The organism is Planomonospora algeriensis (assembly GCF_977012225.1).
The window spans coordinates 1-14,863 of the sequence record NZ_CDRNDK010000123.1 but is presented as its reverse complement, the minus strand read 5'-3'; the positions used below and the strand labels follow the sequence as shown (position 1 = coordinate 14,863).

Sequence of the window (14,863 nt, the reverse complement as noted above, 5' to 3'; positions counted from 1 at the left end):
CCCGAACTGCCGGGCGGCTTCGGCGCCCGGGTGGCCGAGCAGGCCCGGCCGCTGGGCGAGCGGCACGAGCTGGTCTCCGTGCCCGTGGGCGGGCTGCACGACGCACTGAAGGAGTCGCCGGTGCGGCTGTCCACCATGGGGCGGGGGCTGGAGGAGGACCTCGCCTACTTCCTGGCCTCGGCCGCCGCGGGCAGGCTGGCGGCCTCGCTGCTGCCGTAGGGGGCCGCGCCCTCCGGGACGTCCTCGCCGCGGCGGGCACCGCCGTCGTGGAAGTCCTTGAACGTGAAGGCCCGCGGGGTGGGGCCTTCGCGACGGAGCAGTTCCAGCCGCTCCATCCCCTCGGCCAGCGAGGGGATGTGCCCTTCGGGGATCCACCACATCACCGAGTACGGCTCCGCCATGCTCAGGAACCACTCCCGGCGCCGCTGCAGCACGGGCAGGTGCGCGCTGCGGTAGACGAAGTTCCACAGCGTCTCGCGCGACTCCCAGACCGAGAAGTTGATCACCAGGTCGTCGCCGTAGTCGTGCTGGACCGTGGCCTGGGGGTCGTCCTCGCTCTCCTTGAGCCGCCAGACGAAGCCGGGGGACTCGTCGGAGACCTTGTTCACCGGTTCGAGGAGCGCGACGAACTCAGCGATCTCGGGCGAGTCCAGGGGTGCGCGCAGGCGGGCGACGTTCAGCTGTGCCAGATGCATGACCTCAGCAGACCATCCCGCGCCTTCTATGTCAATTATCATTATTTATAGAGAGGCTCACGCAGCACTCCCCCGGCCGCGGATCCGACCGGGCCCGCCCGGGATCGCGGCCGAGCCCTTCCAGCAGCCCGCGGCACAGGGCCAGGTTCATCGAGCAGACCAGCAGCGGGTGCTCCTCGGCCAGGACGTGGAACGGGCAGTTGCGCAGCCTCAGGCGGCCGTCCTCCTCGTAGGGCTCGTAACCGCGCCGCCGCAGCAGGTCACCGAGGCCATCGGCGCCGCCGGGCCCTTCCGCCGCGTCCGCCGCCGATGCCGCGCCTTCCTGGTCGCTCCGGGAGTCCCGGCCACCCGGCCCACCCGATCCACTGGACCCGACCGGCCCACCCGATCCACTGGACCTGGCCGATCCGCCCGATCCTCCCGCGAGCCTGCGCCCGGCCCGCCGCGCGGCCTCCTCGGCCCGCTCGTCCCCGCCGAGCAGGTCCACCGCCTCGGCCAGCACCAGGGCGAGCGTGCGGTAGTCGCGAGGCGGGACGCTCACCTGCCACTCCCCCGCCGCCCGGCGGTAGACCTTGGCCGGGCGGCCGCTCCCCGGACCGGTCGTCCCCCAGCCGCTTGAACCCGGGCTCCAGCAGCCCCGCCTCGACCAGCTTGTCCAGGTGGAACGCGGCGAGCGTGCGCTGCACCCCCACCGCCTCGGCCGCCTCGTTGCGCCCCACCTCACGTCCCTGGGCGACCACGTACTCGTAGACCGCCCGCCGTACGGGATCGTTCAGGACCGCCACCGCGCTCAGATCGTCGCCGTTCACGGCCGGAGTCTAGTCCGCCCACACAGGCGGCTCAGTAGGCGGCGAGCACGTCCACGACGAAGACGAGGGTGTCGGAGGGCTTGACCAGGGGCGGCAGCCCTTGCCGGTAGCCGAGGGCCGGAGGCACGACCACCGCGACCCGGCTGCCGACCGGGACGCCGGTCAGGGCGCGGTCCCAGCCGGGGATGACGGCGCCCTTGCCGATCCGGAACGCCTTGGGCCGCCCGGTCCGCCAGGTGGAGTCCAGCACGGCGCCCGACCCCCAGACCCTGCCCTCGTACTGCACGACGAGGAGCCGGCCCGCCTGGGTCTTCGCCCCCCTGCCCCGGATGAGCACCTCGGTCTCCAGCCCGGCGGGGGGACGGCCGCCCGGCAGGGTGAGGACCGGCCGCTCCCCGGAACCGCCGGTGATCTTCACCCCGGCGAGCTCCCCGGAACCGCCGGACCCCTGCGCGGCGGCGCCGGCCGGGAAGGCGCCGAGCACGTCGATCACGTAGAACAGCGTCTCCCGGGCGCTCATCCCGCCGGGCGGATTGGGCCCGTAGCCCTCCTGCGGGGGGATCGCGGCGACGACGCGACTGCCGACCCGGTGGCCCTGGAGCGCCTTGCCCACCCCGGTGACCGCCTGGTTCAGCGGGAAGGAGGCGGGCACCCCCTGATCGAAGCTGGAGGCCACCAGGCGGTTGTCCCCACCGTCCCACACGTGCGCGGTGTAGTGGGCGACGACCAGGTCGCCCGGCTCCACCACGGCGCCGGTGCCGGCCATCTGCTCGCGGACCCGCAGGCTGTCCGGAGGGCCGCCGGCGGGGAAGCCGATCTCCGGCTCGGCGCCGAAGTCGCCGCCTACCGTGATGTCCGGGCCCGTCCGCCCGCCCGCGGTGCAACCGCAGGCCAGCGCGAGCGAGAGCACGACGAGCAGGGCCCGAGGACGCATCCGGCTCCCCCTGGATCGGTGGATGCGCCCACCCTAACCCGCTATTGGGGGAGATGTCAGTAACATGCGGCAGGCCCGGCCGCGCGGGTGCGCGACCGGGCCTGCCCCGTCCTGCCTCTGCCCCGGACCGCCGCCTCCCGCCCGCAGGAGGGCGCCGCGGCCGGCCGGGCCGGCGCCTAGTAGGCGCCGACGATGTCCACCAGGAAGACCAGGGTGTCGGTGCCCTTGATGCCCGCCTGCGGGTTGCCCTGCTCGCCGTAACCGAGGTCCGGCGGGATGCTGACCAGCACGCGGCTGCCGACGGTCTGGCCGACCAGGGTCTGGTCCCAGCCCTTGACGACCTGGCCGACGCCGATCGGGAAGGTCGCCGGCTCGCCCCGGCCCCAGCTGCTGTCGAACTCCTTGTCGGTGCCCCAGATCTTGCCGATGTAGTGGGCCATGAGCTTCTGGCCGGACTTCACCTCGGGGCCGGTGCCCTTGATGACGACCTTGGAGACCAGCTCCTTCGGCGCCTTCTCACCGGTCTTCGTGGTCAGCGTGGGTGCCTTGCCCGGGCCGGTTCTCGACCTTGACGCCCTTGACGCCGGGATCCGTGGCCTTGCCGTCCACGGTGACGGGCTTCGGCGCCGGCGGCTCCAGACCCACCATGTCCAGCACCAGCACCTGGGTCACCTTGTCCTGGCCCTGCTGCTTGGCCTGCTCCAGCTGCTGCGGGCTCAGGCTGTCGGGAGCCACCACGGCGACGTGGCGGCCGCCCGGCCGGGCTCCGACGAACGCCTCCTTCAGCACCGCCGGCAGCTGGTCGCTGACCGGGATGGTCTCCGGGGAGCCCGTGTCATAGGTGGACATGGCCGCGGGATTGGTCTTGCCGTCCCAGGTGTAGACCGTGTAGTTGACGATGACGTTGTCACCGACCTTGAACTCCGCACCGGAGCCGTCCTTGACGGTCTCCTCGACGGACTTCTGCGCGGGCGCGCCCGCCGGGAAGGTCACCGTCGGCTTCTTGCCGACGTCACCCGTCACCTTGATGCCGCTGCCGGCGGCGGACTCGGTGCCGCTCTGATCGGTACCGCAGGCTACGGCGAACAACAGAGGCACTGCGGCCAGTACGGCCAGGCTGCGGCGGCGCATTCGATATCCCTCAAGCAGACGTCAGGTTCGCGCCACACTATCCGACTGCCGCATACGGCAGGGATAAGCGGTGAAACGTTCATCCCCGCGAGCGTGCCCGCCCGCGACGGGCCGGGCCGCCGGGTACCCGTCGCGGGCGGCCGAGCGCCCGTCCGCTCCCGCCGCCCCCGGACGGCGGGCGGCAGGACCGCCCGCCGCCCGCACCGCCGTCACATGCCCGCGATCAGCTTGTCCACCCGCTCGTCCACGCTGCGGAACGGGTCCTTGCACAGCACGGTCCGCTGCGCCTGGTCGTTGAGCTTCAGGTGCACCCAGTCGACGGTGAAGTCGCGCCGCTTCTCCTGCGCCCGCCGGATGAACTCGCCGCGCAGCTTCGCCCGGGTGGTCTGCGGCGGCACCGACTTGGCCTCGAAGATCTTCAGATCGGAGGCCACCCGCTCCACCGCCCCGCGCTTCTGCAGCAGGTAGAACAGCCCACGGCGGCGGTGCACGTCGTGGTAGGCCAGGTCGAGCTGGGCGACCCTCGGGCTGGAGAGCGGCAGGTCGTACTTGGCGCGGTAGCGCTCGATCAGCTGGTATTTGGTCACCCAGTCGATCTCCCGTGCGACCAGGTCCAGGTTGCCCGTCTCGACGGCGTTGAGCGTGCGCTCCCACAGCTCCAGCACCCGGTGGCTGATCTCGTCGCCGCCGCGCCGGTCCACGAAGTCGCGGGCCTTGGCGAGGTACTCCTGCTGGATCTCCAGCGAGGACGCCTCCCGTCCGTTGGCCAGGCGCACCCGCCGGCGGCCGGTCATGTCGTGGGAGACCTCGCGGATGGCCCGGATCGGGTTCTCCAGCGACAGGTCGCGCATCACCGTGCCCGCCTCGATCATGCGCAGCACCAGGTCGGTCGCGCCGACCTTGAGCAGCATGGTCGTCTCGCTCATGTTCGAGTCGCCGACGATGACGTGCAGGCGGCGGAAGCGCTCGGCGTCGGCGTGCGGCTCGTCGCGGGTGTTGATGATCGGCCGTGACCGGGTGGTCGCCGAGGACACGCCCTCCCAGATGTGCTCGGCCCGCTGGGAGACGCAGTAGACCGCGCCGCGCGGCGTCTGCAGCACCTTGCCGGCGCCGCAGATGATCTGCCGGGTGACCAGGAAGGGGATCAGCACGTCGGCCAGGCGGCCGAACTCGCCGTGCCGTCCGACCAGGTAGTTCTCGTGGCAGCCGTAGGAGTTGCCGGCCGAGTCGGTGTTGTTCTTGAACAGGTAGATGTCTCCGGCGATGCCCTCCTCCCGGAGCCGCTTCTCGGCGTCCAGGAGCAGGCCCTCCAGGATGCGCTCGCCCGCCTTGTCGTGCGTCACCAGCTCGATGACGTTGTCGCACTCGGGGGTGGCGTACTCCGGGTGGCTGCCGACGTCCAGGTACAGGCGCGCCCCGTTGCGGAGGAAGACGTTGCTCGACCGGCCCCACGAGACCACCCGGCGGAAGAGGTAGCGGGCGACCTCGTCGGGTGACAGCCGCCGCTGCCCTCGGAACGTGCAGGTGACACCGTATTCGTTCTCAAGCCCGAAGATGCGGCGGTCCATCGTTCTCCTAGCGAGGGGACTGTCGGGTTCACCCGGCAGGGGGATCACTTCCCTGTTGTGGTCCTTGTGTTCGAAACGGTCAGGGCTTGGCCGTCGCCTGCCTCGGCAGAGGAAAGCGAGAAGCCGCTCCGGCAAGGAGCGGAGGAGTCACTGCCTCACACTATTCGCCAGGCACCTCGAGCGGGAAGGATCCGTCGGGGTTTTCGGTCGGGGGGCTTATGCCCCCCGGCCCGGGGGCGTAAGCGGACTCAGGGCGTGTAGATTTCCTGGAACTTGACGATCTTGCCCTTGTAGACGGTGATGAGTCCGGGCATCCTGCTCTTCTCCGCGTTGGCCAGCAGCGCCTTGCGGGAGCAGCGCTTGACGCCCAGGCCGGTCTTCGCGCTCACGGTCGTGCCGGTCCTGGCCTTTCCGCAGCCGAAGGCACTGAGGTAGACGACGTCCTCGGCGACCGGCGAGGCGTAGGCGGTGACGTCGCCCTCCGGCGGGCCCACGAAGTAGCCCGCGGCGTACTTGGCGTTCTTCCACTTGATCGGTTCGTACTCGACGTGCCGGGAGCCGACGTAGGTGATCCAGCCGCGCAGGACGCCGTCCTTGCGGGATCTGATGCGCTTGGTGAAGTCGTGTCCGGGGTCGCGCTGGAACGAGGTGCCGAAGACCTTCGGGTTCGGGAAGTCGGGGACCGCCGCCGCCTCCGCCGCGGTCGTCCCGGCCAGGGCGAGGGCGAACACCGCGGAGACCGCTGCAAGAGATCGCTTCATGCCCGTTACGACGGCGCCCCCCGGTGATCGGTTGGGCGAGGGGATGGCTGATCCGCATCACAGTCTCCGGTGAGGGGTGACGGGCGGCCGCCGTACCCCTCACCTGGAACCCGCCGCGCCCCTCGCCTGGGAGGGGTCAGCCGCCGGAGCCGGTGTCGATGTCGCCCTCGGGGCCGGTCGCCGGGCCGGTCGCGGGGCCGGCGCCGCTCTCCGGAGCCGAGACGGCCCCGGGCGCGAACTCCGACTCCGCGGGCGGCGCCTGCGCCGCCTTCCCCGCCGCGGCCTCGGCGAGCAGCGTCTCCAGCCGGGAGCCGACGAGCCGCTGGAACTTGCGGTGCTCGCGGTTGCGGTCGAGCACCGCGACCTCCAGCTGCCCCACCGGCGGACGCTCGCCGCCCGGCTCGGTCAGCGCGGCCAGCGCCGCCTCCAGCGCCTGCGCCAGCGTCATGCCCTCCCGGTAGTGCTCCTTGAGCCGGGTGGTCACCGCCTCGGCCTGGCCGCCCATCGCGGCCATGCCGTGCTCGTCGAAGACCGAGCCGTCGAAGGTCAGCCGGTAGATCGCGTCGGTCTCCGGGGTGTCGCCGACCTCGGCGACGACCACCTCCACCTCGAAAGACTTGATCGACTCGGTGAATATCTGCCCGAGGTTCTGCGCGTACAGGTTGGCCAGCCCGCGCGCGGTCACGTCCGAGCGGTCGTAGGTGTAGCCGTTGATGTCGGCGTAGCGGATGCCGCCCAGCCGCAGCGCCTCGAACTCGTTGTAGCGGCCGACCGCGGCGAACCCGATCCGGTCGTAGATCTCGCTGATCTTGTGCAGGGCCCGGGAGGGGTTGGGGGCGACGAACAGGATGCCGTGCTCGTACTGGAGCACGACCACACTGCGGCCTCGCGCGATGCCCTTGCGCGCGTAGTCCGCCTTGTCCCGCATGATCTGCTCAGGGGACGCATATCCAAAGGGCATGGACACCGTGGTGCTCTTCCTCTCGTGTCAGCGCGGCTCGTGTCAGCGCAGCGGGGCGACGGGACCGTCGGGGTTGGTCATGCGGCCGGCCACGATCGCCTGGACGTACTCGGCGACCTCGTCGTCGGGCAGCCTGCGGAACCCGTCGGCGGTGATCGTGGCGACCACCGGCCAGATCCTGCGGGTCACGTCGGGCCCGCCGGTCGCCGAGTCGTCGTCGGCCGCGTCGTAGAGCGACTGGATGAGCGCCATCACGGTGTCCTCGGGAGAGGCCCCCTCCCGGTAGAGCTTCTTCAGCGAACCCCGCGCGAAGATCGAACCGGAGCCGATCGCGTGGTGGTGGAACTGCTCGTACGGCCCGCCGCCCACGTCGTAGCTGAAGATCCGGCCGCCGTCGATGTCGGGGTCGTAGGCCGCGAACAGCGGCACCACCACCAGGCCCTGCATCGCCATCGCCAGGTTGCCCCGGATCATCGTGGCGAGCCGGTTGGCCTTGCCCGCCACCGAGAGCGTCCGGCCCTCCATCTTCTCGTAGTGCTCCAGCTCCACCCGGTAGAGGCGGGCCATCTCGATGCCGGTGCTCGCCGCCCCCGCGATGCCCATGCACGAGTGGTCGTCGGTCCGGAAGACCTTCTCGATCTCCCGCTGGGCGATGATGTTGCCGGAGGTGGCCCGGCGGTCCCCGGCCATCACCACGCCTCCGGCGCAGGTGGCCGCGACGATCGTGGTCGCGTGCGCGATCTGGTCGCCGACCGGCGCCGCCAGGTCGTCGTTGCGGCCGGGCAGCAGCTCCGGCGCGTAGGACCCGACGAACTCGGTGAACGAGGAGTTGCCGGTGTTCGTGAAGATGTGGTTCACCATGCCGGCGGGCAGGTCCCTGTGCGATGCCACGCGACTCCCTCCAAAACTTCCGTACACGTTCGAGCGACGCCGGAGGGCAAGGCCGACAGCCATCCGGTGTGCTCGCCTAACGCCTGACCCTACTCACCCATCCGTCCCCCATGCACTCCCCTCGATCAGCTCAGCGCGAACCCGATCCGCCCGGGTTCCCGGATCCCCGCACCCCGCGCCCGCCGCGCGCCCCGCCGATATCGTGGCCGCGCGGGGAATCACCGGAGCCGACTCACCAGGGGGAGCCCATGGCGCCTGACACCGACGTCACCGGGATCGACGAGATCACCGTCGTCCCGCACACCCACTGGGACCGCGAATGGTACCTGCCCTTCCAGCGGTTCCGCGCCGGACTGGTCCGCACGCTCGACCGGGTCCTCGACGCCCTGGCCGCCGACCCCGCCCACCGCTTCACCATGGACGGTCAGCTCGCCGCGCTGGAGGACTACCTGGAGGTGCGGCCCGGGCGCAGGGCGCTGGTCGAGGCCCTCGTCGCCGAGGGCCGCCTCGCCGCCGGTCCGTGGCTCGTCCTCGCCGACGAGTTCCTGTGCTCGGGCGAGACCCTCGTCCGCAACCTCGAGTACGGCGTGCGCGGCGCCGAGGCGCTCGGCGGCGCGATGCGCGTCGGCTACCTGCCCGACCAGTTCGGCCACTGCGCCCAGATGCCGCAGATCCTCCGGCTGGCCGGGTTCGAGCACGCCTGCCTCTGGCGCGGCGTGCCCGCCCGCGTCGACCGCGCCGCCTTCGCGTGGACCGGCGCGGACGGCAGCACCGTCCGCACCCAGTACCTGCCCGGCGGGTACGGCAACGCCGCCCACCTGCTCAGCGGCCCCGCCGAGGCGCTGGCCGACCGGCTGGCCGCCCTCGCCGAGACCCTGCGCCCCTGGCACCCGGACGGGCCCGTGCTGGCCATGTACGGCAACGACCACACCACCCCCGATCCGGGCATCGCCGCGGCCGGGCTGCGCCTGGCCACCCTCGGCGAGTACCTCGCCGCCCGCGGCCCGTCCGTCGACGGCCTGCCCGCGGTGGAGGGCGAACTGCGCTCCCACGCCCGCGCCCACCTCCTGCCCGGCGTCGTCTCCGCCCGCATCCCCGTCAAGCGCGCCATGGCCCGCGCCGAACGCGTCCTCATCCGCTACGCCGAACCGCTGGCCGCCCTCTGGCCGCCCGGCGGGAGCGGAGGCGGTACCGGCACCGCCGTCGGCGCCGGCCTCCACGGCGCTTCCGGCATCGGCCGCCCGGACGGCGGCGGCTCAGCCGCGCGGCTGCTCCTGGACGCGGCCTGGCGCCGCCTCATCGCCTGCAGCGGGCACGACTCCGTCACCGGTTGCGGATCCGACGAGACCGCCCAGCAGGTCGCCGCCCGCATCGCCGAGGCCGAGCAGACCGCCCAGGCCGTCGTCGACCTGGTCAGCGCCTCCCTCGCCGACCGGGCCGGCCGCGACCGGCTCGTCGTCGTCAACCCCTCCCCCTTCACCCGGACCGGCCTGGTCCTCGCCGACCTCCCCGAGGCCCGCGCCCGCCTGCTCGGCCCCGGCGGGGAGCCGGTGCCGCTGCAGCGGCTGGAACTCGCCCCCACCCTGCTCGACGAGACCGTCGTGGACGACCTCACCCGGCTTCTCGGCCGGATCCACGACCGCGAGGCGTCCGGCCAGGAGATCGTCTCCTGGCGCGCCGAGGAGGACCTGTTCACGGTCGTCGTCGGCCGGCACGGCTCCCCGGGATACGACTACGCCGACCTGCGCCGCGCCGTCCTCGACGGCGCGGCGCCCGGCCCGGCCCTTGGCGCGTGCGGACCCTCGCCGAACCCGTCGTCACCGTCGCCGCCCTCGTCACCGTCCCGCCTCTCGGCCGCACCGTCCTGGCCTCCGCACCCGCCACCGCGCCCCTCGCAGCGAAGACTCCGGCCCGGCCGGCCGCCTCCCCGCCCCCTACGAGTCCTCCGGGCCATCCGGCTCCTCCGGGTCCCCCGCCTCCCCCGCCTCCTCCGGGCCCGCCACGCTCACCGCGAGCCGGGAACCCCGCGCCGCGAACGGCCCCGCCCCGGTCCGCACCGTCGAAAGCGTCCTCGACAACGGACTGCTCCGCGTCGCAGTCGCCCCCGACGGCACCCTCTCCCTCACCTCCCGCGACGCGCAGGCCCACGGCGTCGGCCGCATCGTCGACGGCGGCGACGCCGGGGACACCTACGACCACGCGCCGCCCCGCCACGACCTCCAGGTCGACACCCCCGTCTCCGTCGAGGTCGAGAGCGTCTGCGCCGGACCGCTGGTGTCGGTGCTGGAGATCCGGCGCGCCTACCGCTGGCCCGCCGAGTCCTGGGAGCACGGCCGCTCCGAGGACACCGCCCTCGTCACCGTCACCACCCGCGCCGAACTCCGCGCCGACGAGCCGTACCTGCGGCTGGAGACCTCCTTCGACAACCGCGTCCGCGACCACCGCGTCCGCTGGCACGCCCCGCTCCCCTGGCCCGCCACCGAATCCTTCGCCGAAGGGCAGCTGGCCGTCGTCCGGCGCGGCCTGACCGCCGAGGGCGGCTGCGACGAGCACCCCCTGCCCACCTTCCCCGCCGAGGGCTTCGTCGCCGCGGGCGGCCTCGCCGTCCTGCTCGACCAGGTCACCGAGTACGAGCTGACCGGCGGAGAGCTCGCCCTGACCCTGCTCCGCGCCGTCGGCCACCTGTCACGCGACCGCAACGCCCACCGCGGACGGCCCGCCGGCCCTCAGCTGCCCACCCCCGCCGCCCAGTGCCCCGGCCCCGCCGCGATGCGCTTCGCCGTGCTCCCGCACGCGGGCACCTGGGACGAGGCGGACCTGCCGCGCCTGGCCGAGGAGTATCGCCACGACCTGCTGGCCGTACCGGGCTCGGGAGACGGCGCCTGCGCCTCTCCGGCGGCCGAGTCCGTGGCGGACACCGGCGGGCGGCTCTCCGTCGAGGGCCGGGGCGTGGTGCTGACCGCGCTGCGCGAGCGCGGCGGCGCGCTGGAGGTCCGCCTGGTCGCCGAGCACCCCGCCGCCACCGAGGCCGTGATCCGCGGCTCCTTCACCGCCGCCCGCCGCGCCGACCTGCTCGGCACGGCGGGCGAGCGGCTGCGGGTCGCCGGCGGCGCCGTACGGCTACCGCTGCGCCCCTTCGAGATCGCGACCGTTCACCTGATCGGCTGACGGTCTCGAGCAGACCGCGCCACGCCTCGTCCTCGGCGGCGAGACGGGCTATCTCCTCCTCGCCGGTGGTCTCTCCCCAGGCCTCCCTGAGATGAATGCGAGCCCGTCAGCTGATTGCTCGCCGCGCTGGAACTCGTCGGCCGCCTTCAGGACACCGCATTCAGTATTCGCAGATTTCGGAATCGCCTGCCGCTTCGTCCGCCGCTTTCGGCGACCCACCCCGCCCACACCACATCCGATTTTTCTACTGTCCGCCCTTTTGCACGTAACTGCGCACGAACTCCTCTGCGTTCTCTTCGAGGACTTCGTCGATCTCATCCAGGATCGAGTCGACATCGTCCGAGAGCTTCTCGTGGCGCTCCTGGACGTCGGAGGTCGAGGAGGACTCGACCTCCTCGACCTCGCGGTCGGTCCGGCCGGTCTGCTTCTGGCCGCCGGTGTCCTTGCTAGCCATCTGTGGCACCTCCGCCTGGGGGACGTCTGTACTCCGTATCTTCCCCGAACCGGCAGACATTTCGCGCGGATCAGCCCGCGATCTTCACCCGCCGTCCGGGTCGTACCCGCCAGACAACCTCCCCCTCCACCTCGGAGGCAAATCCCCGACTTGACTGGATAGTACGACTACCCAATAATTGGGCAGCGCAACTATCCAACCAAGGAGACCTTTCGCATGTCGCCGTCGTCCCTGAGCACCGCCGGAGTGCTGCTCATCACCGTCCCCGCCGTGGCCTTCGGCGGGCTCTCGCTGCTCGCGCACATCATGCGCGACATCCCCGGCTACCTGGACAATCCGACCCGGCGCGGCCTGTGGCGGGCGGGTCACGCCCACGCGGGCGTCCTGGTGCTCTTCGCCCTGGTCGCCCTGCTCTACATCGACCAGACCGACCTGTCGGAGGGCATGAAGAGCCTGACGCGGGCACTGATCGTGGCCGCGCCGGTCCTGATGCCCATCGGCTTCTTCCTGTCGGTGGTGCGCCCTTCGGACACCAAGCCCAACAAGCTCATCTGGCTGGTCGCGCTCGGCGGGGTCTGCCTGGGGGCCGGGACCCTCAGCCTCGGAATCGGTCTCGTCTGAGGTCCCTTACAGTGTAGATCCGCAGCTTTTCGGGGTAATCGATCACTTTTGGACCGGTCCGAGTAGGTCTTTACCTTCGATCCCTGGGATCATTGCCCTGTGAGCACCATCGTCGCCGGCCGGTACCAGCTCGTCGCCCCCGTGGGACAAGGGGCGACAGGCGTCGTGTGGCGGGCCTACGACCTGCTGCTGGAAAGGGACGTCGCCCTCAAGGAGATCGCCCTGCCTCCGGGGCCCGGCGCGACCGAACGGCGGCGCCGGGTGGTCAAGGAGGCGCGGATGGCCGCCCGCCTGAGCCACCGGGGCATCGTGACGGTGCACAACCTGGCCGAGGAGGCCGAGCGGCTCTGGATCGTCATGGAGTTCCTGGAGGCGCTGACCCTGCACGACACCGTGGTGCAGGCGGGTCCGCTCCCCGCGGAGCTCGTGGCGAAGATGGGGCGCCGGCTGCTGGAGGCGCTGCGGCACGCGCACGACGGCGGAGTGGTCCACCGGGACATCAAGCCCGCCAACATCATGCTGACCGGCGACCGGGTGGTGCTGGCGGACTTCGGCTTCGCGGGGTTCGAGAGCACGGCGACGACCTCGATGCGCGGCACTCCGGCGTTCATCGCGCCGGAGACCCTGCAGGGCAGGGGCGGTACGCGCGAGGCGGACATGTGGTCGTTCGGCGCGACGCTGTACATGGCGGTGGAGGGCAGGACGCCGTTCCGCACGGTGGACTCCATGGCCGCGCTGATGGCGGCCCTGCAGGAGCCGCCGCGCGCGCCGAAGCGGGCGGGGGCCCTGGAGCCGGTGCTGCGGGGCCTGCTCCGCAAGGATCCGGCGGCGCGGCTGACATCCGAGCAGACGTACGCGATGCTGGTGAACCTGCGCCGCCACAGCGCCGCCTGAGCGATCCCGGTCGCACCAGAAGTCCTTTTTCGGTCAGCACTGAAACCGAAAAAGGACAGAAATAATATTCCACTACATATGTGCAACTTAATCGTTATATGCGATACATGTCGTCACCCGATGGTGCACCGTTCCAGATGAAACCATGAATGCCCGGAGGGGCCCGGTTTCTACGTGCAACAGGTGGTTCATGGGAACGGGAGAGTCACGGCCGCTGGGGGATCGCTATCGGCTGATTTCACCGACCGGGAGGGACGGTCCGGGAATCATCTGGCGCGCCCACGATCTGCGGCTCCGCCGCGATGTGGCGATCAAGGAGATTCAGCCGCTGTTCCGCGCGGACGGCGCGGACCTGGACGGCGCACGGCGGCGCGCGATGCGCGAGGCGCGCTCGGCGGCGCGGCTGAGCCACCCGGCGGTGGTCGCGGTGCACGACCTGCTGGAGGAGGGCGGGCGGCTCTGGATCGTGATGGAGCTGCTGGAGGCGCTGTCCCTGAAGGAGACGGTGGCCCATCTGGGCCACCTGCCCGTGCACTGGACGGCGTGGATCGGTTTCCAGCTGCTGGGAGGGCTGCGGCACGCGCACGGGGCGGGGGTCCTGCACCGGGACATCAATCCCGGCAACATCCTGCTGACCGGTGACCGGGTGGTGCTCGCGGACTTCGGCATCGCGGCGCTGAACGGGGATCCGAGCGCGTCGACCACGGTGCCGACGCACTGCGCGCCGGCCTACGTCGCGCCCGAGCGGCTCCGCGGCCGTATCGCGAGCCCCGCGGCCGACCTGTGGTCGTTCGGGGCGTGCCTGTACTTCGCGGTGGAGGGCCGCCCGCCGTACCCGGGGTCGGACTCCCTGGCGGTGCTGGGCGAGGCGGTGACCCGCGACCCCGATCCGCCGGTGAAGGCCGGCCCGCTCCGCCGGGTCCTGGAGGGGCTGCTCCGGCGGGACCCCTCGGAGCGGATCACCACCGACCACGCCGCGCGCCTGCTCTCGGCGATCCTCCGGATGGAGGGGGTGGCGGTGGATCCACCCCGCCTCCCGGCCGCCCGGCTGCCTCCCGACTCCTTCGCGAGGTAGCGTCCCGGGACGGCCCCGCCCGTACGTCGAGCCCAGGACGGCCCCGCCCGCAGCTCGGCGGGCTCGGCGGTCCTCCGAGCCCTCGGGACGGGCGCCCGGTGGTCAGCCGGCTCGGCGGCCGGCCGCGCGGCCCGCTCGGGCCGGGCGCACTCCGCGGTGAACCGCGCGGCCAGGTGGGGGTGGCCCGCCCAGTGCAGGTGCAGGTAGGAGGCGGTGACCCTGCCGTCGGCGAACCCGTCGGCCCCTCCCCGCCAGCGGAACAGCGGGCGGGCGGGGGCGGGCTCGGCGGCGGTGCGGTGGAACTCGTGGCCCCGGTAGCGCTCGCCCTCCCGGGTCAGCACCGAGTCGCGGACGGCGACCGCGTCGCGGTAGCCGAGGGTGAGCCTGCCGGTCATCCTCGCCTCGGCGCCGACGACCCCGCACATGGGCCTGCCGTCCAGCGCTCGCGCGAGGTAGAGCAGGCCCGCGCACTCGGCGGCGATCGGCCCGCCGAACGCGGCGATCCGCCGGCGCAGCGGCTCGTTGGCCGACAGCTCGTCGGCGTAGACCTCCGGGAAGCCGCCGCCGATGACGACGCCCCGGCTGCCCTCGGGCAGGTCCTCGTCGGTGAGCGGGTCGAACACGGCGAGCTCTGCTCCGGCCGCGGCCAGCAGTTCGGCCTGCTCGGTGTATCCGAAGGTGAAGGCCCTGCCCCCGGCGACGGCGATCCGGATGCCGCCCGGCGCGTCCGGCAGGTCCGGCAGGCCCCGCACGGCGGCTGACCCGTCAGCGGGCACGGCGGGCGCGCCGACCGGCTCGGCTGGCACGGTGGTGCGCACGGCGAGGCCCGGGTTCCACGGTCCGCCGGACAGCGGCGGGGCCGTGCGTGCGAGCCGTACGAGCGCCTCCAGGTCGCAGGAGC

At 72.4% G+C, this 14,863-nt stretch carries 16 protein-coding genes and 2 pseudogenes; 6 read left to right on the top strand and 12 right to left on the bottom strand.

Annotated elements, in window-relative coordinates; translation table 11 throughout:
- Window positions 1-219 (top strand): DUF3866 family protein (locus tag ACWJ6R_RS15315; protein ID WP_449062863.1); only part of this gene is annotated, 219 nt, incomplete at its 5' end.
- Here the strand turns inward: ACWJ6R_RS15315 and ACWJ6R_RS15310 are convergent.
- The 9 genes from ACWJ6R_RS15310 to prcB all read right to left on the bottom strand — a co-directional run bounded on the left by ACWJ6R_RS15310 (window position 165) and on the right by prcB (window position 7,750).
- On the bottom strand, window positions 165-695 hold the full coding sequence (locus ACWJ6R_RS15310) for a DUF3291 domain-containing protein (RefSeq protein ID WP_449062862.1): 531 nt from the start codon (window positions 693-695) through the stop codon (window positions 165-167). The genes ACWJ6R_RS15315 and ACWJ6R_RS15310 overlap by 55 nt on opposite strands.
- A gap of 31 nt (window positions 696-726) precedes the next feature.
- Window positions 727-1,236: a hypothetical protein gene (locus tag ACWJ6R_RS15305; RefSeq protein ID WP_449062861.1), complete on the bottom strand. Its 510-nt coding sequence runs from the start codon at window positions 1,234-1,236 to the stop codon at window positions 727-729.
- Between the two features lie 299 nt (window positions 1,237-1,535).
- Window positions 1,536-2,438, bottom strand: coding sequence for an FKBP-type peptidyl-prolyl cis-trans isomerase (locus ACWJ6R_RS15300; RefSeq protein ID WP_449062860.1), 903 nt, complete (start codon window positions 2,436-2,438; stop codon window positions 1,536-1,538).
- A gap of 176 nt (window positions 2,439-2,614) precedes the next feature.
- On the bottom strand, window positions 2,615-2,899 hold the full coding sequence (locus ACWJ6R_RS15295; protein WP_449062859.1) for an FKBP-type peptidyl-prolyl cis-trans isomerase: 285 nt from the start codon (window positions 2,897-2,899) through the stop codon (window positions 2,615-2,617).
- A gap of 55 nt (window positions 2,900-2,954) precedes the next feature.
- Window positions 2,955-3,569, bottom strand: a complete 615-nt coding sequence (locus ACWJ6R_RS15290; protein WP_449062858.1) for a hypothetical protein — start codon at window positions 3,567-3,569, stop codon at window positions 2,955-2,957.
- A 209-nt stretch (window positions 3,570-3,778) separates the two neighbouring features.
- Window positions 3,779-5,137, bottom strand: a complete 1,359-nt coding sequence (pafA, locus tag ACWJ6R_RS15285) for a Pup--protein ligase (RefSeq protein WP_068899405.1) — start codon at window positions 5,135-5,137, stop codon at window positions 3,779-3,781.
- Window positions 5,138-5,385: 248 nt separating this feature from the next.
- The gene (locus ACWJ6R_RS15280) at window positions 5,386-5,898 is read right to left on the bottom strand and encodes a hypothetical protein (protein ID WP_449062857.1); all 513 of its coding nucleotides are present in this window, start codon (window positions 5,896-5,898) and stop codon (window positions 5,386-5,388) included.
- A gap of 136 nt (window positions 5,899-6,034) precedes the next feature.
- The gene (gene prcA, locus ACWJ6R_RS15275) at window positions 6,035-6,859 is read right to left on the bottom strand and encodes a proteasome subunit alpha (RefSeq protein ID WP_449062856.1); all 825 of its coding nucleotides are present in this window, start codon (window positions 6,857-6,859) and stop codon (window positions 6,035-6,037) included.
- Between the two features lie 42 nt (window positions 6,860-6,901).
- Complete coding sequence (prcB, locus tag ACWJ6R_RS15270) at window positions 6,902-7,750, bottom strand: proteasome subunit beta (protein WP_449062855.1); 849 nt, start codon at window positions 7,748-7,750, stop codon at window positions 6,902-6,904.
- A gap of 110 nt (window positions 7,751-7,860) precedes the next feature.
- Between prcB and ACWJ6R_RS15265 the strand changes: the two are divergent.
- Window positions 7,861-8,622 (top strand): annotated as a pseudogene (locus tag ACWJ6R_RS15265) (glycoside hydrolase family 38 N-terminal domain-containing protein); the annotation flags it as partial.
- 384 nt (window positions 8,623-9,006) lie between these two features.
- Here the strand turns inward: ACWJ6R_RS15265 and ACWJ6R_RS15260 are convergent.
- Window positions 9,007-9,465: a hypothetical protein gene (locus tag ACWJ6R_RS15260; RefSeq protein WP_449062854.1), complete on the bottom strand. Its 459-nt coding sequence runs from the start codon at window positions 9,463-9,465 to the stop codon at window positions 9,007-9,009.
- Between the two features lie 70 nt (window positions 9,466-9,535).
- Between ACWJ6R_RS15260 and ACWJ6R_RS15255 the strand changes: the two genes are divergently transcribed.
- A complete protein-coding gene (locus ACWJ6R_RS15255; RefSeq protein WP_449062853.1) occupies window positions 9,536-10,918 on the top strand; it encodes a glycoside hydrolase family 38 C-terminal domain-containing protein in 1,383 nt (460 codons plus the stop codon).
- Between the two features lie 244 nt (window positions 10,919-11,162).
- Here ACWJ6R_RS15255 and ACWJ6R_RS15250 read toward each other — a convergent pair whose 3' ends face one another.
- Window positions 11,163-11,372 (bottom strand): ubiquitin-like protein Pup, encoded by a 210-nt coding sequence (locus ACWJ6R_RS15250; RefSeq protein WP_449062852.1) that lies wholly within the window; start codon window positions 11,370-11,372, stop codon window positions 11,163-11,165.
- Between the two features lie 216 nt (window positions 11,373-11,588).
- On the opposite strand from ACWJ6R_RS15250, the gene ACWJ6R_RS15245 reads away from it, so the two are divergent.
- From ACWJ6R_RS15245 to ACWJ6R_RS15235, 3 genes are all read left to right on the top strand, one after another.
- Window positions 11,589-11,993: a hypothetical protein gene (locus ACWJ6R_RS15245; RefSeq protein WP_449062851.1), complete on the top strand. Its 405-nt coding sequence runs from the start codon at window positions 11,589-11,591 to the stop codon at window positions 11,991-11,993.
- Between the two features lie 99 nt (window positions 11,994-12,092).
- Window positions 12,093-12,887, top strand: a complete 795-nt coding sequence (locus ACWJ6R_RS15240; RefSeq protein ID WP_449062850.1) for a serine/threonine-protein kinase — start codon at window positions 12,093-12,095, stop codon at window positions 12,885-12,887.
- Between the two features lie 145 nt (window positions 12,888-13,032).
- Window positions 13,033-13,962 carry a serine/threonine-protein kinase gene (locus tag ACWJ6R_RS15235; RefSeq protein WP_449062849.1) on the top strand — a complete coding sequence of 310 codons (930 nt, stop codon included), beginning with the start codon at window positions 13,033-13,035 and terminating at the stop codon, window positions 13,960-13,962.
- A gap of 137 nt (window positions 13,963-14,099) precedes the next feature.
- On the opposite strand, the pseudogene ACWJ6R_RS15230 reads toward ACWJ6R_RS15235, so the two are convergent.
- A pseudogene (locus ACWJ6R_RS15230) lies at window positions 14,100-14,863 on the bottom strand (cobyrinate a,c-diamide synthase); the annotation flags it as partial.

Excerpts from the sequence above, each read along its gene's own strand:
- ACWJ6R_RS15300 (WP_449062860.1), bottom strand. The coding sequence starts at position 2,438 with ATGCGTCCTCGGGCCCTGCTCGTCGTGCTCTCGCTCGCGCTGGCCTGC.
- prcA (WP_449062856.1), bottom strand. The coding sequence starts at position 6,859 with ATGCCCTTTGGATATGCGTCCCCTGAGCAGATCATGCGGGACAAGGCG.
- ACWJ6R_RS15290 (WP_449062858.1), bottom strand. The coding sequence starts at position 3,569 with ATGCGCCGCCGCAGCCTGGCCGTACTGGCCGCAGTGCCTCTGTTGTTC.
- ACWJ6R_RS15280 (WP_449062857.1), bottom strand. The coding sequence starts at position 5,898 with ATGAAGCGATCTCTTGCAGCGGTCTCCGCGGTGTTCGCCCTCGCCCTG.
- ACWJ6R_RS15235 (WP_449062849.1), top strand. The coding sequence starts at position 13,033 with ATGAATGCCCGGAGGGGCCCGGTTTCTACGTGCAACAGGTGGTTCATG.
- ACWJ6R_RS15245 (WP_449062851.1), top strand. The coding sequence starts at position 11,589 with ATGTCGCCGTCGTCCCTGAGCACCGCCGGAGTGCTGCTCATCACCGTC.
- pafA (WP_068899405.1), bottom strand. The coding sequence starts at position 5,137 with ATGGACCGCCGCATCTTCGGGCTTGAGAACGAATACGGTGTCACCTGC.
- ACWJ6R_RS15250 (WP_449062852.1), bottom strand. The coding sequence starts at position 11,372 with ATGGCTAGCAAGGACACCGGCGGCCAGAAGCAGACCGGCCGGACCGAC.
- ACWJ6R_RS15310 (WP_449062862.1), bottom strand. The coding sequence starts at position 695 with ATGCATCTGGCACAGCTGAACGTCGCCCGCCTGCGCGCACCCCTGGAC.